At 51.7% G+C, this 24,297-nt stretch carries 37 protein-coding genes, 1 tRNA gene and 1 rRNA gene; 6 read left to right on the plus strand and 33 right to left on the minus strand.

Annotated features, from left to right (window positions below):
- Positions 1–241: 241 nt before the first annotated feature.
- Positions 242–317 (minus strand) — tRNA-Glu (locus tag KGP26_RS25910).
- A gap of 145 nt (positions 318–462) precedes the next feature.
- Positions 463–2,003: ribosomal RNA gene (locus KGP26_RS25915) — 16S ribosomal RNA — on the minus strand.
- 515 nt (positions 2,004–2,518) lie between these two features.
- Here KGP26_RS25915 and KGP26_RS25920 point away from each other — a divergent pair.
- Entirely contained in the window at positions 2,519–3,061 is a 543-nt protein-coding gene (locus KGP26_RS25920) for a gamma carbonic anhydrase family protein (protein ID WP_021808115.1), read from the plus strand.
- Positions 3,062–3,094: 33 nt separating this feature from the next.
- Here KGP26_RS25920 and aroE read toward each other — a convergent pair whose 3' ends face one another.
- From aroE to dprA, 5 genes are read right to left on the minus strand one after another with little or no spacing between them, the layout of a single operon-like run.
- The gene (gene aroE / locus KGP26_RS25925; RefSeq protein WP_094983208.1) at positions 3,095–3,913 is read right to left on the minus strand and encodes a shikimate dehydrogenase; all 819 of its coding nucleotides are present in this window, start codon (positions 3,911–3,913) and stop codon (positions 3,095–3,097) included.
- 11 nt (positions 3,914–3,924) lie between these two features.
- Positions 3,925–4,494 (minus strand): L-threonylcarbamoyladenylate synthase type 1 TsaC, encoded by a 570-nt coding sequence (gene tsaC / locus KGP26_RS25930; RefSeq protein WP_021808117.1) that lies wholly within the window; start codon positions 4,492–4,494, stop codon positions 3,925–3,927.
- A gap of 7 nt (positions 4,495–4,501) precedes the next feature.
- Positions 4,502–5,047: a type I DNA topoisomerase gene (locus tag KGP26_RS25935; protein ID WP_021182205.1), complete on the minus strand. Its 546-nt coding sequence runs from the start codon at positions 5,045–5,047 to the stop codon at positions 4,502–4,504.
- 25 nt (positions 5,048–5,072) lie between these two features.
- Positions 5,073–5,546: a DUF494 family protein gene (locus KGP26_RS25940; RefSeq protein WP_021182206.1), complete on the minus strand. Its 474-nt coding sequence runs from the start codon at positions 5,544–5,546 to the stop codon at positions 5,073–5,075.
- Positions 5,518–6,639 (minus strand): DNA-protecting protein DprA, encoded by a 1,122-nt coding sequence (gene dprA, locus KGP26_RS25945; RefSeq protein ID WP_223664754.1) that lies wholly within the window; start codon positions 6,637–6,639, stop codon positions 5,518–5,520. The genes KGP26_RS25940 and dprA overlap by 29 nt, the downstream gene beginning before the upstream one ends.
- A gap of 132 nt (positions 6,640–6,771) precedes the next feature.
- On the opposite strand from dprA, the gene def reads away from it, so the two are divergent.
- From def to mscL, 5 genes are all read left to right on the plus strand, one after another.
- The gene (gene def, locus KGP26_RS25950) at positions 6,772–7,281 is read left to right on the plus strand and encodes a peptide deformylase (protein WP_223664755.1); all 510 of its coding nucleotides are present in this window, start codon (positions 6,772–6,774) and stop codon (positions 7,279–7,281) included.
- Between the two features lie 17 nt (positions 7,282–7,298).
- Positions 7,299–8,243 carry a methionyl-tRNA formyltransferase gene (fmt, locus tag KGP26_RS25955; protein ID WP_223664756.1) on the plus strand — a complete coding sequence of 315 codons (945 nt, stop codon included), beginning with the start codon at positions 7,299–7,301 and terminating at the stop codon, positions 8,241–8,243.
- A 72-nt stretch (positions 8,244–8,315) separates the two neighbouring features.
- Positions 8,316–9,605, plus strand: coding sequence for a 16S rRNA (cytosine(967)-C(5))-methyltransferase RsmB (gene rsmB, locus KGP26_RS25960; protein WP_223664757.1), 1,290 nt, complete (start codon positions 8,316–8,318; stop codon positions 9,603–9,605).
- 70 nt (positions 9,606–9,675) lie between these two features.
- Positions 9,676–11,052, plus strand: coding sequence for a Trk system potassium transporter TrkA (gene trkA, locus KGP26_RS25965; RefSeq protein ID WP_021182211.1), 1,377 nt, complete (start codon positions 9,676–9,678; stop codon positions 11,050–11,052).
- Positions 11,053–11,191: 139 nt separating this feature from the next.
- Positions 11,192–11,608 carry a large-conductance mechanosensitive channel protein MscL gene (gene mscL, locus KGP26_RS25970; RefSeq protein WP_021808121.1) on the plus strand — a complete coding sequence of 139 codons (417 nt, stop codon included), beginning with the start codon at positions 11,192–11,194 and terminating at the stop codon, positions 11,606–11,608.
- 51 nt (positions 11,609–11,659) lie between these two features.
- Here the strand turns inward: mscL and KGP26_RS25975 are convergent, their stop codons facing one another.
- From KGP26_RS25975 to rplB, 26 genes are all read right to left on the minus strand, one after another.
- Entirely contained in the window at positions 11,660–11,866 is a 207-nt protein-coding gene (locus KGP26_RS25975) for an alternative ribosome-rescue factor A (RefSeq protein ID WP_021808122.1), read from the minus strand.
- Positions 11,867–11,946: 80 nt separating this feature from the next.
- On the minus strand, positions 11,947–12,378 hold the full coding sequence (zntR, locus tag KGP26_RS25980) for a Zn(2+)-responsive transcriptional regulator (RefSeq protein WP_223665693.1): 432 nt from the start codon (positions 12,376–12,378) through the stop codon (positions 11,947–11,949).
- A 151-nt stretch (positions 12,379–12,529) separates the two neighbouring features.
- On the minus strand, positions 12,530–12,919 hold the full coding sequence (gene rplQ / locus KGP26_RS25985) for a 50S ribosomal protein L17 (RefSeq protein ID WP_004929726.1): 390 nt from the start codon (positions 12,917–12,919) through the stop codon (positions 12,530–12,532).
- Between the two features lie 40 nt (positions 12,920–12,959).
- On the minus strand, positions 12,960–13,949 hold the full coding sequence (rpoA, locus tag KGP26_RS25990; protein WP_002919219.1) for a DNA-directed RNA polymerase subunit alpha: 990 nt from the start codon (positions 13,947–13,949) through the stop codon (positions 12,960–12,962).
- A gap of 26 nt (positions 13,950–13,975) precedes the next feature.
- A complete protein-coding gene (rpsD, locus tag KGP26_RS25995; RefSeq protein ID WP_021182216.1) occupies positions 13,976–14,596 on the minus strand; it encodes a 30S ribosomal protein S4 in 621 nt (206 codons plus the stop codon).
- Positions 14,597–14,629: 33 nt separating this feature from the next.
- Complete coding sequence (rpsK, locus tag KGP26_RS26000; protein ID WP_004929731.1) at positions 14,630–15,019, minus strand: 30S ribosomal protein S11; 390 nt, start codon at positions 15,017–15,019, stop codon at positions 14,630–14,632.
- 16 nt (positions 15,020–15,035) lie between these two features.
- Positions 15,036–15,392 (minus strand): 30S ribosomal protein S13, encoded by a 357-nt coding sequence (rpsM, locus tag KGP26_RS26005; RefSeq protein ID WP_021182217.1) that lies wholly within the window; start codon positions 15,390–15,392, stop codon positions 15,036–15,038.
- A 146-nt stretch (positions 15,393–15,538) separates the two neighbouring features.
- Positions 15,539–15,655, minus strand: a complete 117-nt coding sequence (rpmJ, locus tag KGP26_RS26010) for a 50S ribosomal protein L36 (RefSeq protein WP_002227352.1) — start codon at positions 15,653–15,655, stop codon at positions 15,539–15,541.
- 33 nt (positions 15,656–15,688) lie between these two features.
- Positions 15,689–17,020 (minus strand): preprotein translocase subunit SecY, encoded by a 1,332-nt coding sequence (gene secY / locus KGP26_RS26015; protein ID WP_021182218.1) that lies wholly within the window; start codon positions 17,018–17,020, stop codon positions 15,689–15,691.
- A gap of 8 nt (positions 17,021–17,028) precedes the next feature.
- A complete protein-coding gene (gene rplO, locus KGP26_RS26020; RefSeq protein ID WP_021182219.1) occupies positions 17,029–17,463 on the minus strand; it encodes a 50S ribosomal protein L15 in 435 nt (144 codons plus the stop codon).
- 3 nt (positions 17,464–17,466) lie between these two features.
- On the minus strand, positions 17,467–17,646 hold the full coding sequence (gene rpmD, locus KGP26_RS26025) for a 50S ribosomal protein L30 (protein WP_004956161.1): 180 nt from the start codon (positions 17,644–17,646) through the stop codon (positions 17,467–17,469).
- Positions 17,647–17,652: 6 nt separating this feature from the next.
- Positions 17,653–18,153, minus strand: a complete 501-nt coding sequence (gene rpsE / locus KGP26_RS26030) for a 30S ribosomal protein S5 (RefSeq protein WP_021182220.1) — start codon at positions 18,151–18,153, stop codon at positions 17,653–17,655.
- 14 nt (positions 18,154–18,167) lie between these two features.
- Positions 18,168–18,521 carry a 50S ribosomal protein L18 gene (gene rplR, locus KGP26_RS26035; RefSeq protein WP_021182221.1) on the minus strand — a complete coding sequence of 118 codons (354 nt, stop codon included), beginning with the start codon at positions 18,519–18,521 and terminating at the stop codon, positions 18,168–18,170.
- A gap of 9 nt (positions 18,522–18,530) precedes the next feature.
- Positions 18,531–19,064, minus strand: coding sequence for a 50S ribosomal protein L6 (gene rplF / locus KGP26_RS26040; RefSeq protein WP_021182222.1), 534 nt, complete (start codon positions 19,062–19,064; stop codon positions 18,531–18,533).
- Positions 19,065–19,078: 14 nt separating this feature from the next.
- The gene (gene rpsH / locus KGP26_RS26045) at positions 19,079–19,471 is read right to left on the minus strand and encodes a 30S ribosomal protein S8 (RefSeq protein WP_021182223.1); all 393 of its coding nucleotides are present in this window, start codon (positions 19,469–19,471) and stop codon (positions 19,079–19,081) included.
- A 30-nt stretch (positions 19,472–19,501) separates the two neighbouring features.
- On the minus strand, positions 19,502–19,807 hold the full coding sequence (gene rpsN, locus KGP26_RS26050) for a 30S ribosomal protein S14 (RefSeq protein WP_021182224.1): 306 nt from the start codon (positions 19,805–19,807) through the stop codon (positions 19,502–19,504).
- 13 nt (positions 19,808–19,820) lie between these two features.
- Entirely contained in the window at positions 19,821–20,360 is a 540-nt protein-coding gene (gene rplE, locus KGP26_RS26055) for a 50S ribosomal protein L5 (protein WP_021808125.1), read from the minus strand.
- Between the two features lie 14 nt (positions 20,361–20,374).
- Complete coding sequence (gene rplX, locus KGP26_RS26060; protein ID WP_021808126.1) at positions 20,375–20,689, minus strand: 50S ribosomal protein L24; 315 nt, start codon at positions 20,687–20,689, stop codon at positions 20,375–20,377.
- Between the two features lie 10 nt (positions 20,690–20,699).
- The gene (rplN, locus tag KGP26_RS26065) at positions 20,700–21,071 is read right to left on the minus strand and encodes a 50S ribosomal protein L14 (protein ID WP_020837240.1); all 372 of its coding nucleotides are present in this window, start codon (positions 21,069–21,071) and stop codon (positions 20,700–20,702) included.
- Between the two features lie 166 nt (positions 21,072–21,237).
- Entirely contained in the window at positions 21,238–21,492 is a 255-nt protein-coding gene (gene rpsQ, locus KGP26_RS26070; protein WP_021182227.1) for a 30S ribosomal protein S17, read from the minus strand.
- Between the two features lies 1 nt (position 21,493).
- Positions 21,494–21,685, minus strand: a complete 192-nt coding sequence (gene rpmC / locus KGP26_RS26075; protein ID WP_002218942.1) for a 50S ribosomal protein L29 — start codon at positions 21,683–21,685, stop codon at positions 21,494–21,496.
- Positions 21,685–22,095 carry a 50S ribosomal protein L16 gene (gene rplP / locus KGP26_RS26080; RefSeq protein WP_004929764.1) on the minus strand — a complete coding sequence of 137 codons (411 nt, stop codon included), beginning with the start codon at positions 22,093–22,095 and terminating at the stop codon, positions 21,685–21,687. Before rplP ends, rpmC begins: the two co-directional genes overlap by 1 nt.
- Positions 22,096–22,107: 12 nt before the next feature.
- Positions 22,108–22,806, minus strand: coding sequence for a 30S ribosomal protein S3 (gene rpsC / locus KGP26_RS26085; RefSeq protein ID WP_004956187.1), 699 nt, complete (start codon positions 22,804–22,806; stop codon positions 22,108–22,110).
- 17 nt (positions 22,807–22,823) lie between these two features.
- A complete protein-coding gene (rplV, locus tag KGP26_RS26090) occupies positions 22,824–23,156 on the minus strand; it encodes a 50S ribosomal protein L22 (protein ID WP_004391423.1) in 333 nt (110 codons plus the stop codon).
- Positions 23,157–23,170: 14 nt separating this feature from the next.
- Positions 23,171–23,449: a 30S ribosomal protein S19 gene (gene rpsS / locus KGP26_RS26095; protein ID WP_004929772.1), complete on the minus strand. Its 279-nt coding sequence runs from the start codon at positions 23,447–23,449 to the stop codon at positions 23,171–23,173.
- 14 nt (positions 23,450–23,463) lie between these two features.
- Positions 23,464–24,288, minus strand: a complete 825-nt coding sequence (gene rplB / locus KGP26_RS26100; RefSeq protein WP_021182228.1) for a 50S ribosomal protein L2 — start codon at positions 24,286–24,288, stop codon at positions 23,464–23,466.
- Positions 24,289–24,297 lie beyond the last annotated feature (9 nt).

Consider the following 24,297-nt stretch of genomic DNA (forward strand, 5'->3'; position numbering starts at 1 on the left):
CACAACCCGAAGGTGTTTCTGTAAACAGAGACACTGTCGTGCTGTTTATTTGAGAGACTCTATGACAGGTTAATCCTTACCCCAGTACATCTACGGAGGGATAAGTTTCAGCTGTCATGTTTCAATTTTCAGCTTGTTCCAGATTGTTAAAGAGCAATATCTTAAACACGACTCGCAAGAGTCATCTTTAAGATAATCAGTCACGAATGACCGGTGATAATGTCTTTCACTCATTATCGGATGGCGTCCCCAAGGGGATTCGAACCCCTGTTACAGCCGTGAAAGGGCAGTGTCCTAGGCCTCTAGACGATGGGGACACAAAATCCGATTAAACCCAGGGTTTAACCATTTCTCGTATCAGCATGAGTCCAGAAGACTCATTACATCAACAGGTAGCGCTTTGCTCATTACTTTTCATCAGACAATCTGTGTGGACACTGCACTCAACTGCATATCTTTAGGTAAGGAGGTGATCCAACCGCAGGTTCCCCTACGGTTACCTTGTTACGACTTCACCCCAGTCATGAATCACAAAGTGGTAAGCGCCCTCCCGAAGGTTAAGCTACCTACTTCTTTTGCAACCCACTCCCATGGTGTGACGGGCGGTGTGTACAAGGCCCGGGAACGTATTCACCGTAGCATTCTGATCTACGATTACTAGCGATTCCGACTTCACGGAGTCGAGTTGCAGACTCCGATCCGGACTACGACATACTTTATGAGGTCCGCTTGCTCTCGCGAGTTCGCTTCTCTTTGTATATGCCATTGTAGCACGTGTGTAGCCCTACTCGTAAGGGCCATGATGACTTGACGTCATCCCCACCTTCCTCCGGTTTATCACCGGCAGTCTCCTTTGAGTTCCCGCCATTACGCGCTGGCAACAAAGGATAAGGGTTGCGCTCGTTGCGGGACTTAACCCAACATTTCACAACACGAGCTGACGACAGCCATGCAGCACCTGTCTCACAGTTCCCGAAGGCACCAATCCATCTCTGGAAAGTTCTGTGGATGTCAAGAGTAGGTAAGGTTCTTCGCGTTGCATCGAATTAAACCACATGCTCCACCGCTTGTGCGGGCCCCCGTCAATTCATTTGAGTTTTAACCTTGCGGCCGTACTCCCCAGGCGGTCGACTTAACGCGTTAGCTCCGGAAGCCACGCCTCAAGGGCACAACCTCCAAGTCGACATCGTTTACAGCGTGGACTACCAGGGTATCTAATCCTGTTTGCTCCCCACGCTTTCGCACCTGAGCGTCAGTCTTTGTCCAGGGGGCCGCCTTCGCCACCGGTATTCCTCCAGATCTCTACGCATTTCACCGCTACACCTGGAATTCTACCCCCCTCTACAAGACTCTAGCTTGCCAGTTTCAAATGCAGTTCCCAAGTTAAGCTCGGGGATTTCACATCTGACTTAACAAACCGCCTGCGTGCGCTTTACGCCCAGTAATTCCGATTAACGCTTGCACCCTCCGTATTACCGCGGCTGCTGGCACGGAGTTAGCCGGTGCTTCTTCTGCGAGTAACGTCAATGAACAGTGCTATTAACACCGAACCCTTCCTCCTCGCTGAAAGTGCTTTACAACCCGAAGGCCTTCTTCACACACGCGGCATGGCTGCATCAGGCTTGCGCCCATTGTGCAATATTCCCCACTGCTGCCTCCCGTAGGAGTCTGGACCGTGTCTCAGTTCCAGTGTGGCTGGTCATCCTCTCAGACCAGCTAGGGATCGTCGCCTAGGTGAGCCATTACCTCACCTACTAGCTAATCCCATCTGGGCACATCCGATGGTGTGAGGCCCGAAGGTCCCCCACTTTGGTCCGAAGACGTTATGCGGTATTAGCTACCGTTTCCAGTAGTTATCCCCCTCCATCGGGCAGTTTCCCAGACATTACTCACCCGTCCGCCGCTCGTCACCCAGGAGCAAGCTCCTTGTGCTACCGCTCGACTTGCATGTGTTAGGCCTGCCGCCAGCGTTCAATCTGAGCCATGATCAAACTCTTCAATTAAAAGCTTGATTTGCTGCAACTCGTGCAGCGATGCTCGAAAATTAACTTTCGTAATCATTCATTCGCATGAATGACTGCTTGGTCACTCTTCAAGACTTGATATTTTTTTGCTACCGAAGTAGCTGGATATCGTCTTGTGAGTGCCCACACAGATTGTCTGATAAATTGTTAAAGAGCAGTGAGTTACGCGCTTTCGCTTGCTAACTCGAGGTGGCGTATATTACGCTTTCCTCTTTCAGAGTCAACCTTAATTTCAGGTTTTTTCTCTGCGACCCCGGAGACTCTGTGAAGTTGTTCACATGTTCCGTGTCGATGGAGGCGCATTATAGGGATCCCATTTTTTTCCACAACCCCTTTTTAGATCTTTTCTTACCGACTGCGCACTTTTCCGCCCTTTCGCACGGATCTTGCCCGATCAAGGTCGTTTTACCGACGATCCCCCGTGTTAACTGGTTGTAATTCCACCGTCAAAGTCTAGTATTGCCGGTAATAAGATCCTTATACGAGGCAATCCCATGTCCAATTCAGTGCGTCCTTATCTGCATTACTCCCCTCAAATTGGCCAACGCGTCATGATCGATCCTTCCAGCGTAGTGATCGGCAACGTTGATCTGGCTGATGACGTCAGCGTTTGGCCCTTGGTTGCCATCCGCGGTGATGTCAACGCGGTAAAGATCGGCGCACGCAGTAATATCCAGGATGGCAGCATTCTGCATGTCACCCATCAATCCGATTATAATCCGGCGGGTTACCCTTTACTGATCGGCGAGGATGTCACCGTTGGGCATAAAGCCATGCTGCATGGTTGTACCATCGGTAATCGCGTTTTGGTGGGGATGGGCTCCATTCTGCTCGACGGTGCCGTAATAGAAGATGATGTGATGATTGGTGCAGGTAGCCTGGTCGCACCCGGCAAGCATCTGGAAAGTGGCTACTTATATGTAGGCAGCCCTGCACGCCGGGTTAGAGCCTTGACCCCGGCGGAACTGGAAGGGCTACGCTATTCGGCCAATAACTATGTACGTTGGAAAGACGAATATCTCAGTGAAGATATCTAACTGCCCCGCCCTGCTTGCCAGAGCGGGGCCCCCTCACACCGCCATTTCCTGACGTAATTGCTGCAATACCGGTTCGATCTCCGGCATCACGCCATGCCATAAAAAGAAAGCATGGGCAGCCTGCCCCACCAGCATGCCTAAACCGTCCGCATAATGTTGCGCCCCCAACTGCTGAGCCCAGGCCAGGAATGGGGTGCTGCCCTGTTGGTAGAACATGTCATAGCACCGGGTCGTGCTGTGGATAATACTGTCAGGCAGTGCCGGGATCTCCCCCTTGAATCCTGAAGCAGTCGCGTTGATCACTAAATCAAAATGCTGTTGATCCAGCCGATCCAGCGGCAAGGCAGCGATCTCCCCCAGATGCCGGAACGCCGCTGCCAACTCCTCGGCACGGCTGAAGGTGCGGTTGGTCAACACCACTTCACAACCAAAAGAGAGCAATGGCAGGATCACGCCGCGCGCAGCACCACCGGCTCCAACCAGCAACACGCGGTCACTTGGCAGAATCAAACGTTGGCGTTCAAGATCAGACAGCAAACCGATACCGTCGGTGTTATCCCCCAGCAGCTTTCCATCGGGCAATACCTTTAGCGTATTCACCGCACCGGCCATTGCCGCCCTTTCGCTAAGTTCGCTTGCTGCCTCATAGGCACATTCTTTAAAAGGGACGGTGACGTTGGCCCCTTGGCCACCAGCAGCAATAAACTGCTGCAAGGTGGGTACAAATCCGTCCAACGGAGCCAGTACCGTGCCGTAGGGGTGTTCGATCCCGGTTTGCTGCGCAAACAGCGCGTGGATGCGTGGGGATTTACTGTGAGCAATCGGGTTACCGAATACCGCGAACTTCTCCATAGATCTAGCCTCTAGCCCTGACGGATCTGCTCACCGGTCAAAGCATCTCTGATTTCAGAAGGGTTTAACCGGCCACCCACGTTACCTGCCAGCACCGGGAAAGCGTCACCAAACTGCTGTATCACTTCGGCTACGGTGCGGCACGGCTCCTCACCGCTTAAGTTGGCACTGGTTGACACCAGCGGCTTACCGAACTGGCGGCACAGCTGTTGCACCAAAGGATGATCGCTAACGCGCACGGCCAACGAACTAAAGCGGCCTGTCAGCAGGGCTGGCGTTTGCGGTTTTGCCGGGATCACCCAGGTTACCGGGCCAGGCCAACTGGCAAAGATCGTGGCACGCTGCTGCTCGTTCAATGCGCCATCATCAATATACGGCGCTAGCTGAGCATAATCGGCAGCGATCAGGATCAAGCCTTTTTCCCACGGACGTTGTTTCAAGGCCAACAGCTGTCTGACGGCCTGTTCGCTATCTGGGTCACACCCCAGACCGAATACCGCTTCTGTTGGATAAGCGATTACCTGCTGGTTTTCCAGCGCGGCAATAATAGGCGCGAATGCGGAAGTTTGTTCTGGGTTCATAGCTTGATTATTCTGAGATAGCGACGGGTTTTCCGCACAGTTTACTGGCGCAGCAAAGCGTTGGGCCTTTTGCCGTGCGCTTTTCCATCAGTAATGGATAGTGGCAGTAAGCACACTCACCGGCGACGGGTTTAAAATTGAGTACAAACTGACATTCCGGATAGCGATCGCAGGAATGGAACACCTTGCCATAGCGAGATTTGCGCTGCAGCAGTTGGCCTTGGCCACACTGAGGGCAGGCGATGCTGGTTTCATCCGGTTTGTCGATCACTTCAGTATGATCGCAGTCGGGATAATGGCTGCAACCGATAAACATGCCATAACGTCCCTGGCGCAACACCAGCGTTGCCTGGCATTTCGGGCATTGCTGGCCCTCCAGCACTTTGACGATATGGCCATCCGCCTGCGCTTTCAAAGGCCGGATATACTCGCACTGCGGATATTGAGAACAGCCGAGGAAGGGGCCGTGGCGACCACTGCGGATCACCAACTCGGCCCCGCATTCCGGACAGGGTTCATTTTGCCTCGCGGCAAAAATCGCTGGTTTTGTCATAACGTCTTCTATGCCTGTTACCTACTCAGTGCAGGTAACCTTCGTTTACTTCAAATAACAGTTCTTCCATCTGCTGATAGGCGCTCTCATATCCGGGGATATTGAACAACACCATCAGCACTACCCATTTCAGATCTTCGAGATCAAATTCCGTATTATCCAAAGCCATAACACGATCGATAACCATTTCACGGGTTTCGAGGTTCAATACCTGGATCTGTTCTAGGAACAGGAGAAAACCACGGCAACCGGCATCTAAACGCACGCTCTCTTCTTCGGTGTAGATCCGCATAGCCAGCGGATCGGCATCCATAAAATAAGGGGCATTCTCGCCTTCCTGGAGGTCTGCAAGCTTTTCGAGCCAATTCAACGCGTTGAAGATATCATCACGATCAAATCCTGCTTCGGTAAGATCGTCGGTCAAGGTATCCTGATCAACGTGCATCTCTGGCTCATTGTGGATATAGGTCTCAAACAAATACATGAGTACGTCGAACATGGCATGCCCTCCTTATTCGGACATAGCCGCCGGGTACAGCTGCGATCCAACCTGCTAACTCCAGATCGAGTAATTTGATTACTACCTCTGGCACAGGTTGGCCGGCACGTTCAGCGACGACGTCAACAGGTGTCACCTCATCTCCTACGTTAGCCAACACATCGGCAAATGGCAATTCAACTTCGGCCTCTGATGCAGAAATAGTTGTATTTTCGCTCACGGACAGCCATTGCAGCCCACTTCCCAGCTGTTCTGCGATATCTTTTGGGCCGGTGACCAGGCTGGCCCCCTGCTGGATCAGCCAATGAGTTCCCTCGCTCATCGGGTTACCCAATGCTCCCGGCAGGGCAAACACTTCGCGCCCCTGTTCTAACGCATAGCGCGCGGTGATCAGCGACCCGCTACGCAATGAAGCCTCTATGACCACCACACCCGCGCTTAATCCACTAATAATACGGTTACGACGCGGGAAATGAGCCGCCAGCGGCAAATCGGTAGCCAGATGCTCGGAAATCACAGCGCCACCCTGCTCAATGATTTGCTCCGCCAGCCGGCGATGGCGGCGTGGGTAGATATTTGCCAGACCGCTACCCAATACCGCAATGGTGACCCCTTCAGCCTCCAAAGTGGCACGGTGACAGATCCCGTCAATGCCAATCGCCAAGCCGCTGGTGATGGCGAAACCGCAATGCACCAACCCGCTGGCAAAGTAACTGCCCCACTGCTCGCCATAGTGGCTGAACTGACGGCTACCCACCATAGCGATTTGCGGCTGTTGCAAAACCTCTATATCGCCCTGCACCATCAGTAATAACGGCGCGTCATCGATATGCGCCAAGAGTTCGGGATACGCTGGCTCACCGTATCGCACCATCTGATTGCCCGGCTGCTCCAGCCAGTTGAGCGTTGCCTTGAGATATTGCCCATGCCCCCGCCGAAACTGCCTTTGCTGCTGGTCATTCAGCCCCAGGGGCTTAAGCAACCGATAAGGATCGCCGCCTTCGGCAATCAGGCGATCGATAATCTGGCTGGCCTGCGGGACGTCGATCTTTGTCACCGCATGCATACGTAGAGCGATTTCTTCTGGCCGCATGGAGCATTCCCTCGCTGCAATTAGGGGATTACCAATTCGTGCAATTGGTCTGGGATGCTGTCAATCAGGCCAAGAAATGTCTAGAATAGAAGCTAATCACTGTTCATCACTCGGATACAGATCTTAAGATATATGTCAGTCTTGCAGGTATTACATTTCCCAGACGAGCGGCTACGCAAAATTGCGGCCCCGGTAAAAGAAGTCAATGCAGATATCCAGCGCATCGTGGATGATATGTTTGAAACCATGTACGCAGAGGAAGGCATTGGCCTGGCTGCGACACAGGTCGATATTCATCAGCGCATTATCGTCATCGACATTTCTGAAAACCGCGATCAACGCCTGGTGTTGATCAACCCGGAACTGCTGGAAAAAAGCGGTGAAACCGGTATCGAAGAAGGCTGCCTTTCCATCCCTGAGCAACGCGCCCTGGTGCCACGCGCAGAGAAAGTGAAGATCCGCGCCCTCAATCGTGAAGGACAACCTTTTGAGCTTGAGGCCGATGACCTGCTGGCAATCTGTATCCAGCACGAAATGGATCATCTGGTTGGCAAACTGTTTGTCGATTACCTGTCGCCGTTGAAACGCCAACGTATCCGTCAGAAACTGGAAAAAATGGCCAAGCTTGAAGCTCGCGCCTAACCGATCAGGAAATCAACGTGTCTGACTCTTTACGGATTATTTTTGCCGGAACTCCAGACTTTGCAGCGCGTCACCTAGACGCGCTGTTGTCATCTGGGCACCAGGTGGTCGGCGTCTTCACCCAGCCCGATCGCCCCGCAGGCCGCGGTAACAAACTGACGCCAAGCCCGGTCAAGGTGCTGGCCGAACAGCATCAAATCCCCGTTTTCCAGCCTAAGTCACTGCGCCCGCAAGAGAATCAGCATCTGGTTGCCGACCTGAATGCGGACGTGATGGTGGTGGTAGCCTATGGCCTGATCCTGCCGAAAGCCGTGCTGGATATGCCTCGCCTGGGCTGTATCAACGTTCATGGTTCTCTGCTGCCACGCTGGCGCGGTGCGGCACCGATCCAACGCGCTTTGTGGGCTGGCGATAGCGAAACTGGCGTAACCATCATGCAAATGGACGTGGGTCTCGATACCGGCGACATGATGCACAAGATCGCTTGCTCGATCAAAGCCACGGATACCAGTGCCAGCCTGTACAACAAGCTGGCAGAACTGGGGCCACAAGGGCTGTTGATTACCTTGCAGCAATTGGCGGCGGGTACGGTGCAGCGAGAAGTTCAAGACGAAGCGCTGGTGACCTACGCAGAAAAGCTGAGCAAGGAAGAGGCACGCCTGGATTGGAGCCTTTCTGCCGAACAGTTGGAACGCTGTATTCGTGCTTTCAACCCTTGGCCAATCAGCTATTTCACCATCGACGATCAACCGGTGAAAGTCTGGCAGGCAACCGTGCTGGCGGAAACCGCCAACGCAGAACCGGGTACTATCGTGCACGCCGACAAGCACGGCATTCAGGTGGCTACCGCGCAAGGTATTCTCAACCTCACGCAGCTCCAGCCTGCCGGTAAAAAACCGATGTCGGCACAAGATTTACTGAATTCTCGCCGCGAATGGTTCACGCCGGGCAACCGGTTATAAGCCACTCCCATTGCCCGGCCATTGTTGCCGGGCTGTTCGTTTCTTAATGCCGATCGTAATCCGCCTTAGCCTATGAAAAACAATTACAATCTCCGAAGCATTGCTGCCAAGGCCATCGGCCAGGTACTGGATCAAGGGCAGTCGCTCAGCACCATTTTGCCCGCATTACAAAAAAATATTTCTGATAAAGACCGTGGGCTATTGCAGGAGCTCTGCTTTGGTACGCTGCGGGTGCTGCCGCAGCTCGAATGGTGCATCCAGCAGTTAATGGCAAAGCCTATGACCGGTAAACAGCGCCCACTGCACTATTTGCTGATGGTTGGCCTGTATCAGTTGCTGTATACCCGTATTCCACCGCACGCAGTGTTAGCCGAAACGGTTGAAGGCGCGGTCGCCTTGAAGCGCCCACAGCTGAAAGGATTGATTAACGGTGTACTGCGCCAGTTCCAACGCCAGCAAGAAGAACTGCTGGCACGTGCAGCCAATAACGAAAGCCGCTATCTGCACCCTAGCTGGTTGCTTAAACGCATCAAACTGGCTTATCCGGCACAGTGGGAACAGATCGTTGATGCCAATAATCAGAAGCCGCCAATGTGGCTGCGCGTTAATCGTCTGCACCATACCCGTGAAGATTATCTGCAGCTTATGCAGCAGGCCGGCATTGCTGCCGAGCCTCATGCGGAGTATCGCGACGCAGTGCGCTTGTTGGCCCCGTGCCCAGTAACGGACTTGCCCGGCTTCTCCGAGGGCTGGGTAACGGTACAAGACGCCTCCGCTCAAGGTTGCGTTGATCTGCTGGATCCGCAAAACGGCGAACAGATCCTCGATCTTTGCGCAGCCCCCGGCGGCAAAACGACCCATATTCTGGAAGTCGCTCCCAAAGCTCACGTGCTGGCCGTGGATATCGACGAACAGCGTTTAAGCCGGGTGAAAGAAAACCTGCTGCGCCTGCGCCAACATGCAGAAGTTCGCCAAGGTGATGGCCGCACCCCGCAGGAATGGTGCGGTGACCAACAGTTCGATCGTATCCTGTTAGATGCCCCTTGTTCCGCCACCGGCGTTATTCGCCGCCACCCGGATATCAAATGGCTGCGTCGTGACAGCGATATCGCCGAACTGGCCGCCTTACAGAGTGAGATTTTGGAAGCCATCTGGCCACGCCTGAAACCCGGCGGCGTGATGGTCTATGCCACCTGCTCTATTCTGCCGCAGGAAAATAGTGAGCAGATAGCCGCGTTCCTGCAACGTCACGGCGATGCCAAGCTGGTTGAAACCGGCGATGTACAATCACCAGGTAAACAGAATCTTCCTCATCCTGAGGATGGCGATGGTTTCTTTTACGCTAAGCTGATTAAAATATAACTGTTCAGGGAGCGCCCGCGGGCATTCTCAACTATCGGCTACGGCCGTCGCAGATCGAGCAGAGAAATCGATGAAAATAATTATTCTTGGCGCAGGACAAGTAGGCGGAACACTGGCTGAAAACCTGGTGGGTGAAAATAACGATATCACCGTGGTCGATACCGATACCGGGCGCCTACGCCAGTTGCAGGACAAGTTTGACCTGCGCGTCGTCCAGGGGCACGGTTCCCATCCGCGCGTATTACGCGAAGCTGGTGCCGAAGATGCCGATATGCTGGTTGCCGTCACCAACTCTGACGAAACCAATATGGTCGCCTGTCAGATCGCTTATACGCTGTTTAATACCCCGAACCGTATTGCACGGATCCGGGCGCCAGATTATATCCGTGAGTCCGAGAAGCTATTCCATCCGGAGGCGGTGCCCATCGACCACCTGATCTCACCCGAGCAGTTGGTTATCGATTACATCTACAAGCTGATCGAATACCCTGGCGCCTTGCAGGTGGTGAACTTTGCCGACGGCAAGGTCAGCATCGCCGCTGTGAAGGCCTATTATGGCGGCCCACTGGTGGGGAATGCTCTGTCTGCCATGCGTGAGCATATGCCACATATCGATACTCGCGTGGCGGCTATTTTCCGCCATGACCGCCCGATACGCCCGCAAGGCTCGACCATAATCGAAGCAGGCGATGAGGTGTTCTTCGTTGCCGCATCACAGCATATCCGCGCAGTAATGAGTGAGCTGCAACGGCTCGAAAAGCCCTATAAACGCATCATGATCGTCGGCGGTGGTAACGTAGGTGCCGGACTGGCGCATCGGCTGGAAAAATCGTACAACGTAAAGCTGATTGAGAAAAACCAGCAACGTGCCGCCGAACTGGCAGAGCAACTGCACGATACCATCGTGTTTTACGGCGATGCCTCCGATCAGGAACTGCTGGCCGAAGAGCATGTCGAGCAGGTAGACGTATTTATTGCCATTACCAACGATGACGAAGCCAATATCATGTCTGCCATGCTGGCCAAGCGCATGGGGGCCAAAAAGGTGATGGTATTGATCCAGCGCCGTGCCTATGTCGATCTGGTCCAGGGCAGCGTGATTGATATCGCAATTTCACCGCAGCAGGCCACCATCTCCGCGCTGCTGGGCCACGTGCGTAAAGCCGATATTGTCAGCGTCTCCTCACTGCGCCGCGGCGTTGCCGAAGCCATTGAAGCGATTGCCCATGGCGATGAAAGCACCTCCAAGGTCGTAGGCCGTATGGTCGAAGAGATTAAGCTGCCGCCAGGTACCACCATTGGCGCGATCGTGCGCGGCGATGATGTGATCATTGCCAACGGCAACAGCCGGATCCAGCAAGGCGACCACGTGATCATGTTTATTACCGATAAGAAATTTGTGCCAGACGTTGAACGCCTGTTCCAACCAAGCCCGTTCTTCTTATAGATACTTAAATCATGCGAATGATTTTTTGACACATCCCAAGTCGAGGATTAGGAAAAACAAAAAATTTTCCTATACTGATTGTGTCAAAGGGGAATTGCTTTGTTAAAATTGCGTTACTAATTTTTTGAGGGGTGTTTTGATGGGTATGTTAAAAGAGTTCCGCGAATTTGCCATGCGTGGCAACGTGGTCGATCTGGCAGTAGGTGTGATCATTGGTGCGGCATTCGGTAAAATTGTGTCTTCCCTGGTTGCCGACATCATCATGCCACCTTTGGGGCTGCTGATCGGTGGCGTTGATTTCAAACAGTTCCATCTGGTACTGCGTGAAGCCAAAGACAATGTCCCAGCGGTAGTGATGAACTATGGCTCCTTCCTGCAGAATATCTTTGATTTCGTGATCGTCGCCTTTGCGATCTTTATGGCCATCAAATTGATGAACAAAATGCGCCGTAAAGAAGTTGAAGAGCCGGCCGCACCGCCAGCGCCAACCGCAGAAGAGAAGCTGCTGACAGAAATCCGCGATCTGCTGAGTCAGCAACAGCAGCCGAAGCTGTAATTCACCGCTTATAACGCTAAAAGCCATCTTACGAGATGGCTTTTTTGTGGGTTAAAACCAGAAGGCCAGTGGTAAATTGTCGTTGGGCAATTTACCACTGGCCTCCCAGTTACCGCCTTTTGCATGTTTGTCTTTACGCCGGTAGCTGCCTTTCCCTTTACTGTTCTTCTCTACCCGTTGGCGGAAAAGAGGGTCATGTAGCAACGCCTCAATAGCATTGTCCTGGATCTTGCCTTTGGTATGACGATATTGAGTCATCATGGTCTTCCTGTTAGTTGGTGATAATAAACGCGCCGATAATACTGCTGGCCAGATAAAAATTAAAGGCCCATACGCCGTTAAACCGCACTTTTAGCTTTCTCTTCGCTGGCTCCCTGCTCCAAAGCCTCCAGGATCGAACAATAATTGCTGGTGTGTTCGCTACCACAGCAGGCATCGCTGAGCCTTTTCAGCGACTCACGCATTCTGGTTAACTCGATCAGCTTGCTTTCAACCTCATGCAGGCGCGCATCAACGATGGACTTCGACTCTTCGCAGGTGTGATGCTCTGGATCTACACGGATAGACAGCAACTCGGCAATAGTTTCCAGCGTAAAGCCCAGCTGTTTTGCGTAGCGGATAAAACGCAGACGCTGTAAGTCCTGATCGCTATACAGCCGGTAGCCGCCCTCGGTACGAACATGATGATCCATCATGCCTTGCTTCTCGTAATAGCGCACAGTATCTGGCGTTACGCCAGCCAGCTTGGCTAATTGCCCAATCTTGAACATCATGACTTCTCCGTGTTGCACTTATCACTGATAGCCTGAGCATAGCGAATATGGGGAGGGATCTTAAGCATTGCCGGGAGGGAAGAGCACGTTTGGCGAGCTACAGACGTAAAAAAACCGGGCAAGCCCGGTTTTTTTACGCTTCCACAGATTACTCTGCAGTTGCTACTTCTGCTTGAGACTCAGCACGATCAACCAGCTCGATGTATGCCATCGGCGCGTTGTCGCCTGCGCGGAAGCCACACTTCAGAATGCGAGTGTAACCACCGGCACGGCTCGCAAAACGCGGGCCTAGCTCGTTAAACAGTTTTGCCACGATCTCGTTATCACGAGTACGGGCGAATGCCAGACGACGATTAGCAACGCTGTCGGTCTTGGCAAGAGTAATCAGCGGCTCAACAACGCGACGCAGCTCTTTCGCTTTTGGCAGGGTCGTCTTGATGATCTCATGACGAACCAAAGAGCCGGCCATGTTACGGAACATAGCCTGGCGATGGCTGCTGTTACGGTTCAGTTGACGACCACTCTTACGATGGCGCATGACCTTATCCTTCTCAGTAAAACCTTAACCTGTGATCCGGTTACTCGTCAGCAATGCTAGCCGGTGGCCAATTTTCCAGGCGCATGCCCAGAGAAAGTCCACGGGAAGCCAGCACGTCTTTAATCTCAGTAAGAGATTTTTTACCCAGGTTAGGCGTTTTCAACAGCTCAACCTCGGTACGCTGTACCAGATCACCGATGTAGTGGATAGCTTCTGCCTTAAGGCAGTTAGCAGAGCGGACAGTCAATTCCAGATCGTCAACAGGGCGCAGCAGGATCGGATCGAATTCTGGTTTCTCTTCTTTCACTTCCGGCTGACGTACATCACGTAGGTCAACGAAAGCTTCCAGTTGTTCAGCCAGAATGGTGGCCGCACGGCGGATCGCCTCTTCAGGATCGATCGTACCATTGGTTTCCATCTCGATGACCAGCTTGTCCAGGTCAGTACGCTGTTCTACACGCGCTGCTTCAACATTGTAGGCAATACGCTCTACAGGGCTATAGCAGGCGTCAACCAACAGACGACCAATCGGGCGCTCATCTTCTTCCGAATGAATTCGGGCAGAAGCCGGCACATAACCACGACCGCGCTGAACTTTGATACGCATGCTGATAGCAGCGTTCTCATCGGTCAGGTGGCAGATAACGTGCTGCGGCTTGACGATTTCGACATCACCATCATGGGTAATGTCGGCAGCGGTCACAGGGCCAATGCCAGATTTATTCAGGGTAAGAATAACTTCATCTTTCCCTTGAACTCTCACCGCCAGCCCTTTCAGGTTGAGCAAGATCTCCAGGATATCTTCCTGTACGCCTTCTTTGGTGCTGTACTCATGTAGTACACCATCAATCTCAACCTCGGTCACCGCGCAACCCGGCATAGATGAAAGCAGAATACGGCGCAGTGCGTTGCCAAGAGTATGGCCAAAGCCACGCTCTAACGGCTCAAGGGTCACCTTGGCGTGCGTCGAACTGACTTGCTCGATATCTACCAGGCGCGGTTTTAGAAACTCTGTCACAGAACCCTGCATTGTGTCCTCTCTTTGAAACTCAAGCCTTACTTGGAGTAAAGCTCGACGATCAGGTGTTCGTTAATGTCGGCGGACAGATCGGTACGTTCAGGAATACGTTTGAACACACCTTCCATCTTCGCAGCATCAACTTCCAGCCAAGTCGGCTTTTCACGCTGCTCAGCCAGCTCCAGAGAAGCCTTAACACGAGACTGCTTTTTAGCTTTCTCGCGGATGCTGACTACGTCATTCGGAGATACCTGATAAGAAGCGATGTTAACAACGCGACCATTTACCATAACGGCTTTATGGCTAACCAGCTGACGTGATTCTGCACGAGTGGCGCCGAAGCCCATACGGTAAACTACGTTGTCCAGACGACCTTCCAGAAGGGTCAACAGGTTTTCACCGGTGTTGCCTTTCAGGCGGGTTGCTGCTTTGTAATAGTTACGGAACTGACGCTCCAGAACACCGTACATACGGCGAACTTTTTGCTTTTCACGTAACTGTACACCGTAGTCAGACAGACGCGGTTTACGCGCACCGTGTTGACCAGGTGGCTGTTCAATTTTGCACTTTGAATCTATCGCGCGAACGCCAGACTTCAGGAACAGGTCTGTGCCCTCGCGGCGGCTAAGCTTGAGCTTAGGACCCAAATATCTTGCCATTTTCTTTCTCCAACAATCCGAAAAGCAGGGGCGTTACACGCGACGCTTTTTCGGTGGACGACAACCGTTATGAGGAATCGGAGTCACATCGGTAATATTAGTGATGCGGAAACCAGCCGCGTTCAGAGCGCGGATAGTAGACTCACGACCAGGACCAGGTCCTTTAACCATAACTTCCAGGTTCTTGATACCGTATTCTTTAACTGCGTCAGCACAACGCTCGGCTGCAACCTGAGCTGCAAACGGAGTTGACTTACGAGAACCACGGAAACCGGAACCACCGGCTGTTGCCCAACCCAAAGCATTACCCTGACGATCGGTAATAGTCACAATGGTGTTGTTGAAAGAAGCATGGATATGAGCCACGCCGTCAGAGACTTGTTTTCTTACACGCTTACGTGTACGAACAGGTGCCTTTGCCATTATTCAATCACCCCGATTATTTCTTGATCGGTTTACGCGGACCCTTACGGGTACGTGCGTTGGTCTTAGTACGCTGACCGCGAACTGGCAGACCACGACGATGGCGTAAACCACGGTATGTACCAAGATCCATCAGACGCTTGATGCTCAGGGTAACTTCACGACGCAAATCACCTTCAACAGTGAATTTGGCAACTGCTTCACGCAGTTGTTCAATTTGCTCTTCAGACAGCTCACTGATCTTAACATTTTCAGCAATACCCGTCTCAGCACAGATAGACTGTGAACGAGTTTTGCCGATTCCGAAGATCGACGTTAACGCGATAACGGTATGTTTATGATCAGGAATGTTAATGCCTGCTATACGGGCCACTATGCACTCCTACTAATTTTTACGGCAACACCATTCTGAAAAGCCCGTTTTCAGGATACTCAAATAATGTTGCAGCTACATACAAAAGATTGGCTGGCTAATCTAGCCAGCTCAACCCAACTTTGCAAGAAAAATATGCGAGATAATCAGCCTTGACGCTGTTTATGCTTCGGCTCGGCGCTGCAAATCACACGAACGACACCGTTACGCTTAACGATTTTGCAGTTACGACATAATTTCTTGACGGAAGCACGAACTTTCATTTTTACTCTCCGTAACTTCTCAAACGCACCAGATTAGCGGTTATAGCCTTTCAGGTTTGCTTTCTTCAATGCAGACTCGTACTGACTTGACATCATCAGAGTTTGCACTTGAGCCATAAAGTCCATGATGACGACAACCACGATCAGTAGCGAGGTACCACCAAAGTAGAATGGTACTTTCATTGCATCACGCATGAACTCCGGGATCAGGCAGATGAAAGTAATGTACATCGCGCCCACCAGGGTTAAACGCGTCATCACTTTATCGATATATTTCGCCGTTTGCTCTCCCGGACGAATTCCTGGTACGAAGGCACCGGACTTCTTCAGGTTATCTGCTGTTTCACGCGGGTTGAAAACCAACGCCGTGTAGAAGAAACAGAAGAAGATGATTGCAGACGCATAGAGTAACACATAAAGCGGTTGTCCAGGCTGCAAATACAGCGAAATCGTTGTCAGCCAGTTCCAACCGGTACCGCCCCCAAACCATGATGCAATCGTGGCAGGGAACAGAATAATGCTGGAAGCGAAGATTGCCGGGATTACCCCTGCCATATTCACTTTCAACGGTAAGTGTGTGCTCTGTGCTGCGTAAACACGACGACCCTGTTGACGTTTCGCATAGTTAACGACGATACGACGTTGACCACGTTCAATGAAAACAACGAAGAAGGTTACTGCAAACACTAATACTGCAACCAACAGCAACAAGAGGAAGTGCAGGTCGCCTTGCCGAGCTTGCTCAATAGTATGGCCAACTGCCGGCGGAAGACCCGCCACAATACCCGCGAAGATAATGATTGAGATACCGTTACCGATACCACGTTCAGTAATCTGCTCGCCCAGCCACATCAGGAACATTGTCCCGGTAACCAGACTCACAACCGCAGTAAAGTAGAACGCAAAGCCTGGGTTTAACACCAGGCCCTGCATACCAGGCATATTCGGCAGACCGGTAGCAATACCGATCGACTGGAATATGGCCAACACCAGCGTACCGTAGCGGGTGTACTGGCTAATCTTGCGACGGCCAGCCTCCCCTTCTTTCTTGATTTCCGCCAACGCTGGGTGAACCACCGTCAGTAACTGGATAATGATCGAGGCCGAAATGTACGGCATGATCCCCAGAGCAAAAATAGAAGCACGGCTGAGAGCACCACCAGAGAACATGTTAAACATTTCAATGATGGTGCCTCTCTGCTGTTCGAGCAGTTTGGCAAGCACAGTGGCATCGATACCAGGAATCGGAATGAAAGAGCCAATGCGGAAAACAATCAGCGCGCCGATAACAAACAAAAGTCTGCGCTTCAGCTCGCCGAGTCCGCCTTTAGCACTTTGAAAATCTAATCCTGGTTGCTTAGCCATCAGCTTACTTATTCCTCAATTTTACCGCCAGCAGCCTCGATAGCAACACGAGCGCCTTTGGTGACACGCAGACCACGCAGGGTAACCGGACGAGTGATTTCGCCAGAAAGCATAACTTTCGCGAACTCGATCTGGGTACCAACAACGTTAGCGGCTTTCAGCGTGTTCAGGTCGATTACGTCGCCTTCAACAAGAGCCAGTTCAGACAGACGAACTTCTGCCGTGATCATAGCTTTGCGAGAGGTGAAGCCGAATTTCGGCAAACGACGATATAAAGGCATCTGACCACCTTCAAACCCACGACGTACGCCACCGCCAGAACGTGAGTTCTGACCTTTGTGACCACGACCGGCGGTTTTACCCAGGCCAGAACCAATACCACGACCTACACGCTTAGGCGCATGCTTGGCACCTTCAGCCGGAGACAGAGTATTTAAACGCATCTGTTACTCCTCAACCTTAACCATGTAGGAAACCAGGTTGATCATACCGCGTACAGCAGGAGTATCCTCGCGCTCTACGGTGTGACCAATACGACGCAGACCCAGACCGAGCAGTGTAGCTTTATGCTTCGGCAGACGGCCAATGGAGCTGCGAACTTGTGTAACTTTGATAGTCTTAGCCATGGTCAATTACCCCAGAATGTCTGCAACGGATTTACCACGCTTGGCAGCGACCATTTCAGGAGACTTCATATTAGCCAAAGCGTCGATAGTTGCACGAACCACGTTGATCGGGTTGGTGGAACCATAAGCTTTAGCCAGTACGTTGTGCACCCCAGCAACTTCGAGAACGGCGCGCATTGCACCACCCGCGATGATACCGGTACCTTCATGAGCTGGCTGCATGAACACACGGGAACCCGTATGAGCACCTTTAACAGGGTGCTGCAGGGTGCCGCCGTTCAGCGCGACATTCATCATGTTGCGACGGGCTTTTTCCATCGCTTTCTGGATCGCTGCTGGAACTTCGCGTGCTTTGCCGTAGCCAAAACCAACGCGACCGTTACCATCACCAACTACTGTCAGTGCGGTAAAGCTGAAAATACGGCCACCTTTTACGGTTTTAGATACGCGGTTTACCGCGATCAGCTTTTCCTGCAGTTCGCCAGCTTGTTTTTCGATGTGAGCCATCTTAAACCTCTTCCTTAGAACTGAAGGCCAGCTTCACGGGCAGCATCTGCCAGTGCCTGGACTCGACCATGATATTGGAAACCGGAACGGTCAAAGGAGACTTTCGCAATCCCTTTTTCCAACGCGCGCTCAGCCAGAGCTTTACCTACGGCTGCTGCTGCGTCTTTGTTACCGGAGTACTTCAATTGCTCAGTGATAGCTTTTTCTAAAGTAGAAGCGGCTACCAGAACTTCAGAACCATTAGGAGCAATGACCTGTGCGTAAATGTGACGCGGGGTACGATGTACCACCAGGCGGGTTGCACCCAGTTCTTTGAGCTTACGGCGTGCGCGGGTCGCACGACGGATACGAGCAGATTTCTTATCCATAGTGTTACCTTACTTCTTCTTAGCCTCTTTGGTACGCACGACTTCGTCGGCGTAACGGACACCCTTGCCTTTATAAGGCTCAGGACGGCGGTAGGCACGCAGATCTGCAGCAACCTGGCCAATAACCTGCTTATCAGCGCCTTTCAGCACGATTTCAGTTTGGCTTGGGCATTCAGCAGTAATACCTGCTGGCAGCTGGTGATCGATTGGGTGAGAGAAGCCCAGGGCTAAATTCACCACGTTGCCTTTAACAGCAGCACGATAACCAACACCTACCAGTTGAAGCTTCTTGGTGAAACCTTCGGTAACACCGACAACCATTGCGTTCAGCAGAGCGCGCGTGGTACCCGCTTGGGCCCATGCGTTAGCAAAACCTTCGCGCGGGGCGAAAGTCAGTGCGTTAGCTTCTTGCTTCACTTCAACGGCGTCATGGACTGTACGAGTCAGCTCGCCGTTCTTACCCTTAACCGAAATAACCTGACCGTTGAGTTTTACCTCTACGCCGGCAGGAATGACGACGGGTGCTTTTGCAACACGAGACATTCTTTCCTCCCGAATTAAGCTACGTAGCAGATAATCTCGCCACCAAGACCAGCTTGGCGAGCTGCACGATCGGTCATAACACCTTTAGAGGTAGAAATAACAGCGATACCCAGACCGGCCATAACTTTTGGCAGTGCATCTTTTTTCTTATAGATGCGCAGACCTGGACGACTGATACGCTGAATGCTTTCTACCACTGCCTTGCCCTGGAAGTACTTCAGTACCAGTTCCAGAACAGGCTTGGTGTCGCCTTCAATTTTGAAATCTTCAATAAAACCTTCTTCCTTCAGCACGTTGGCAATTGCCACTTTCAGCTTGGAGGAAGGCATGGTGACCGCAACTTTGTTCGCGGCTTGACCGTTACGGATACGGGTCAGCATATCCGCGATCGGATCTTGCATGCTCATCTGTCTTTACTCCCGTGATTCAATTGGTAATTACCAGCTAGCCTTTTTCAAGCCTGGTACTTCACCGCGCATAGCGGCTTCACGTAGCTTGATACGGCTCAACCCGAATTTGCCCACATAACCATGTGGACGGCCAGTTTGACGGCAGCGTTTACGCTGACGAGACGGGCTGGAATCACGCGGCAGAGACTGGAGCTTGAGAACAGCATCCCAACGATCTTCGTCAGAAGAGTTCACACCAGAAATGATAGCTTTCAATTCCTCGCGTTTAGCGCGGTACTTGTCAGCCAGTTTCACGCGAACGACTTCGCGTGCTTTCATTGATTGCTTAGCCATTAGTAACCCTGCCTTACTTGCGGAACGGGAAGTTAAAAGCAGCCAACAGCGCGCGGCCTTCATCATCAGATTTCGCAGAAGTGGTAATGGTAATATCCAAACCACGAACGCGATCGACTTTGTCGTAGTCGATTTCTGGGAAGATGATTTGCTCACGCACACCCATGCTGTAGTTACCACGGCCATCGAATGACTTAGCGGACAAGCCACGGAAGTCACGGATACGTGGAACAGCAATGGAAATCAGACGCTCAAAGAACTCCCACATGCGTTCGCCACGCAGAGTTACTTTACAGCCGATCGGATAGCCCTGGCGGATTTTGAAGCCTGCAACAGATTTGCGTGCTTTGGTGATGAACGGCTTTTGACCGGAGATTGCTGCCAAGTCAGCTGCTGCATTATCCAGCAGTTTCTTGTCAGCGATCGCTTCACCAACACCCATATTCAGGGTGATCTTCTCGACCCGAGGGACTTGCATGACAGAGTTGTAATCAAACTGAGACATCAGTTGTTTGACTACCTCGTCTTTGTAGTAATCATGCAGTTTCGCCATCGTCATACTCCAAATTACTTGATAGTTTCGCTATTTGATTTGAAGAAACGGACTTTTTTGCCGTCTTCGAATCTAAAGCCTACACGGTCAGCCTTACCGGTAGCCGAGTTGAACAGCGCAATGTTGGAAACCTGAATAGCAGCTTCTTTTTCAACAATGCCACCTGGTTGGTTCAGGGCCGGGACCGGCTTCTGATGTTTCTTAACCAGGTTGATACCTTCAACAATGACCTTACCAGCAGACAGGACATTTTTTACTTTACCGCGTTTACCTTTGTCTTTCCCGGTAAGCACGATAACTTCGTCATCACGACGGATTTTCGCTGCCATGGTTCGCTCCTTAGAGTACTTCTGGTGCCAGAGAGATAATTTTCATGAACTTCTCATTACGCAGTTCACGAGTTACCGGCCCAAAAATACGCGTACCGATAGGTTGCTCGCTGTTATTGTTTAAAATAACGCATGCATTACCATCGAAGCGAATGACAGAACCGTCCGGGCGACGTACACCCTTCTTGGTGCGCACCACTACCGCCTTCAGCACATCGCCTTTCTTCACCTTACCGCGCGGAATTGCTTCCTTGATGGTAATTTTGATGACGTCGCCGATGCCTGCGTAGCGACGGTGCGAGCCACCTAGAACCTTGATACACATTACGCGACGTGCACCGGAGTTGTCGGCCACGTTCAGCATAGTCTGTTCTTGGATCATGTTAGTGCTCCGCTAATGTCAACTACAACTTTAGGACCTATTACTAGGTCGTTGAAAAGCCCCATAACCGAGGGCGCAGCATTATAACACCGCTTCCAGAGTATGGGTAGAAAAAATAAACGGCTCACTTTCTGAGCCGTTTATTAAGTTAGAGTCAGCTACTCTATTACAGAATCGCTTTATCTACAATGCGAACCAACGTCCATGACTTAGTCTTGGACAGTGGACGGCATTCGCGGATTTCTACCACGTCACCGATACCACATTCGTTGTTCTCATCATGTACATGCAGCTTAGTCGTACGCTTGATGAATTTCCCGTAGATCGGGTGCTTCACCGTACGTTCGATAGCAACAACCATGGATTTCTCCATTTTGTCACTAACAACACGACCTTGCAGAGTACGGATAATATCAGTCATTTTACGCACCCGCCTTTTCAGTCAGTAAAGTCTTAACGCGTGCGACATTACGACGCACTTGTTTCAACAGGTGAGTTTGTTGCAGTTGGCCACTCGCCGCCTGCATGCGTAAGTTGAATTGCTCACGCAGCAGGTTGAGCAGCTCAGTGTTCAGCTCTTCAACACTTTTTTCACGCAGCTCTTGTGCTTTCATTACATCACCGTCTTAGTTACAAAGGTGGTTTTGATCGGCAGTTTAGCTGCTGCCAGCTTGAACGCTTCACGGGCGACTTCTTCTGGAACGCCGTCCATTTCGTACAGGACTTTGCCAGGTTGGATCAGGGCAACCCAATACTCCACGTTACCCTTACCTTTACCCATACGCACTTCAAGAGGCTTCTCGGTGATTGGTTTGTCCGGGAATACACGGATCCAAATCTTACCTTGACGCTTCACTGCACGAGTCATTGCACGACGAGCTGCTTCGATTTGACGAGCAGTCAGACGGCCACGGCCAACAGCTTTCAGACCGAAAGTGCCGAAGCTAACATCCGTACCTTGCGCCAGACCACGGTTGCGGCCCTTGTGCACCTTACGGAATTTTGTACGCTTTGGTTGTAACATCAGCGACTCTCCTTACTTGCGGCCTTTACGCTGCTGCTTTTTAGGTTGAGCAGCCGGTTCCGGTTGTTCAACTGCAGCCATACCACCCAGGATCTCACCTTTGAAGATCCATACCTTAACGCCGATTACACCATAAGTGGTGTGCGCTTCAGATGTGTTGTAATCGATATCCGCACGCAGTGTATGCAACGGAACACGACCTTCACGGTACCATTCGGTACGCGCGATTTCAGCACCGCCAAGACGGCCGCTTACTTCAACTTTGATACCTTTAGCGCCAAGACGCATTGCGTTCTGTACAGCACGCTTCATAGCACGACGGAACATAACGCGACGTTCCAGCTGTGAAGTGATGCTGTCAGCAACCAATTTTGCGTCCAGTTCCGGTTTACGGACTTCGGCGATGTTAATTTGCGCAGGAACGCCAGCGATATCCGCTACGACCTTACGCAGTTTTTCGACATCTTCACCTTTCTTGCCGATAACGATGCCAGGACGAGCGGTGTGAATAGTCACACGGATGCTCTTCGCTGGACGCTCGATAACGATGCGAGAAACGGAAGCTTTCGCCAGTTCTTTAGTCAAGAATTGGCGAACTTTAAAGTCGCTGTCCAGGTTGTCAGCGAATTCTTTGGTATTCGCATACCAAGTAGAGTTCCAAGGTTTGACAATACCCAGGCGAATACCATTAGGATGTACTTTCTGACCCATTGCTAGTCTCCAGAGTCTCAGCGATCGGACACAACCACAGTAATGTGGCTGGTGCGCTTCAGGATGCGATCTGCACGACCTTTTGCACGAGGCATAATGCGCTTCATGCTTGGGCCTTCGTCTACGAAGATTTTCGTGACTTTCAGATCATCGATGTCAGCGCCATCGTTGTGTTCTGCGTTAGCAATGGCAGACTCCAGCACTTTCTTGACCAGACCAGCAGCTTTCTTGTTGGTGTAGGCCAGAGTTTCCAGAGCTTGCGACACTTTCTTACCGCGGATCAGGTCTGCAACAAGGCGAACCTTCTGAGCAGAAGAACGAGCGTGGCGATGTTTAGCGATAGTTTCCATCTCTTCCTCCTACCTTAGCGCTTTTTAGCTTTTTTATCAGCCGCATGGCCGCGATAAGTACGAGTCGGCGCGAATTCACCCAGTTTGTGACCGACCATTTCATCGGAAACAAATACTGGTACGTGCTGACGACCATTATGGACAGCGATGGTCAAACCGATCATGTTAGGAAAGATCGTTGAACGACGGGACCAAGTGCGCAAAGGCTTCTTGTCACCGCTTTCCACCGCTTTCTCTACCTTCTTCAGCAAGTGCAGGTCAATAAAAGGACCTTTCTTGAGAGAACGTGGCATGGCTTATCCTCTAATTATTTTTTACTACGGCGACGTACGATGAACTTGTCAGTACGCTTGTTGCTACGGGTCTTCTTACCTTTGGTCTGAACGCCCCACGGAGTTACCGGGTGCTTACCAAAGTTACGACCTTCACCACCACCGTGCGGGTGATCGACTGGGTTCATCGCCGTACCGCGAACGGTAGGACGAATACCACGCCAACGTGCAGCACCTGCTTTACCCAGAACGCGAAGCATATGTTCAGCGTTACCGACTTCACCCAGGGTGGCGCGGCAATCAACTGGAACTTTACGCATTTCGCCAGAGCGCAGACGCAGAGTTACGTAGGAACCATCACGTGCGACGATCTGAACGTAGGCACCAGCAGAACGAGCCAGCTGGCCGCCTTTACCTGGTTTCATTTCTACGTTATGAACCGTTGAACCTACTGGGATGTTGCGCATAGGCAGGGTGTTACCCGCTTTGATTGCAGCATCAACACCAGATTGGATCTGGTCACCAGCTTTCAGGCCTTTCGGCGCCAGGATGTAACGGCGTTCGCCGTCTTTGTACAGAACCAGCGCGATGTTCGCGGAACGGTTCGGATCGTACTCCAGACGCTCAACCACAGCAGGGATACCATCTTTGTTGCGTTTGAAGTCAACCAGACGATAATGTTGCTTGTGGCCACCACCGATATGACGGGTGGTGATACGGCCATTGTTGTTACGACCACCGCTTTTGCTCAGTTTCTCAAGCAGCGGGGCATAAGGTTTACCCTTGTGCAGCTCAGGGTTAACCACTTTAACAACGTGGCGACGACCCGGAGATGTAGGTTTACATTTAACAATTGCCATTGTTCTTAC

The organism is Serratia sp. JSRIV002 (genome assembly GCF_019968725.1).
Lineage (GTDB): Bacteria > Pseudomonadota > Gammaproteobacteria > Enterobacterales > Enterobacteriaceae > Chania > Chania fonticola_B.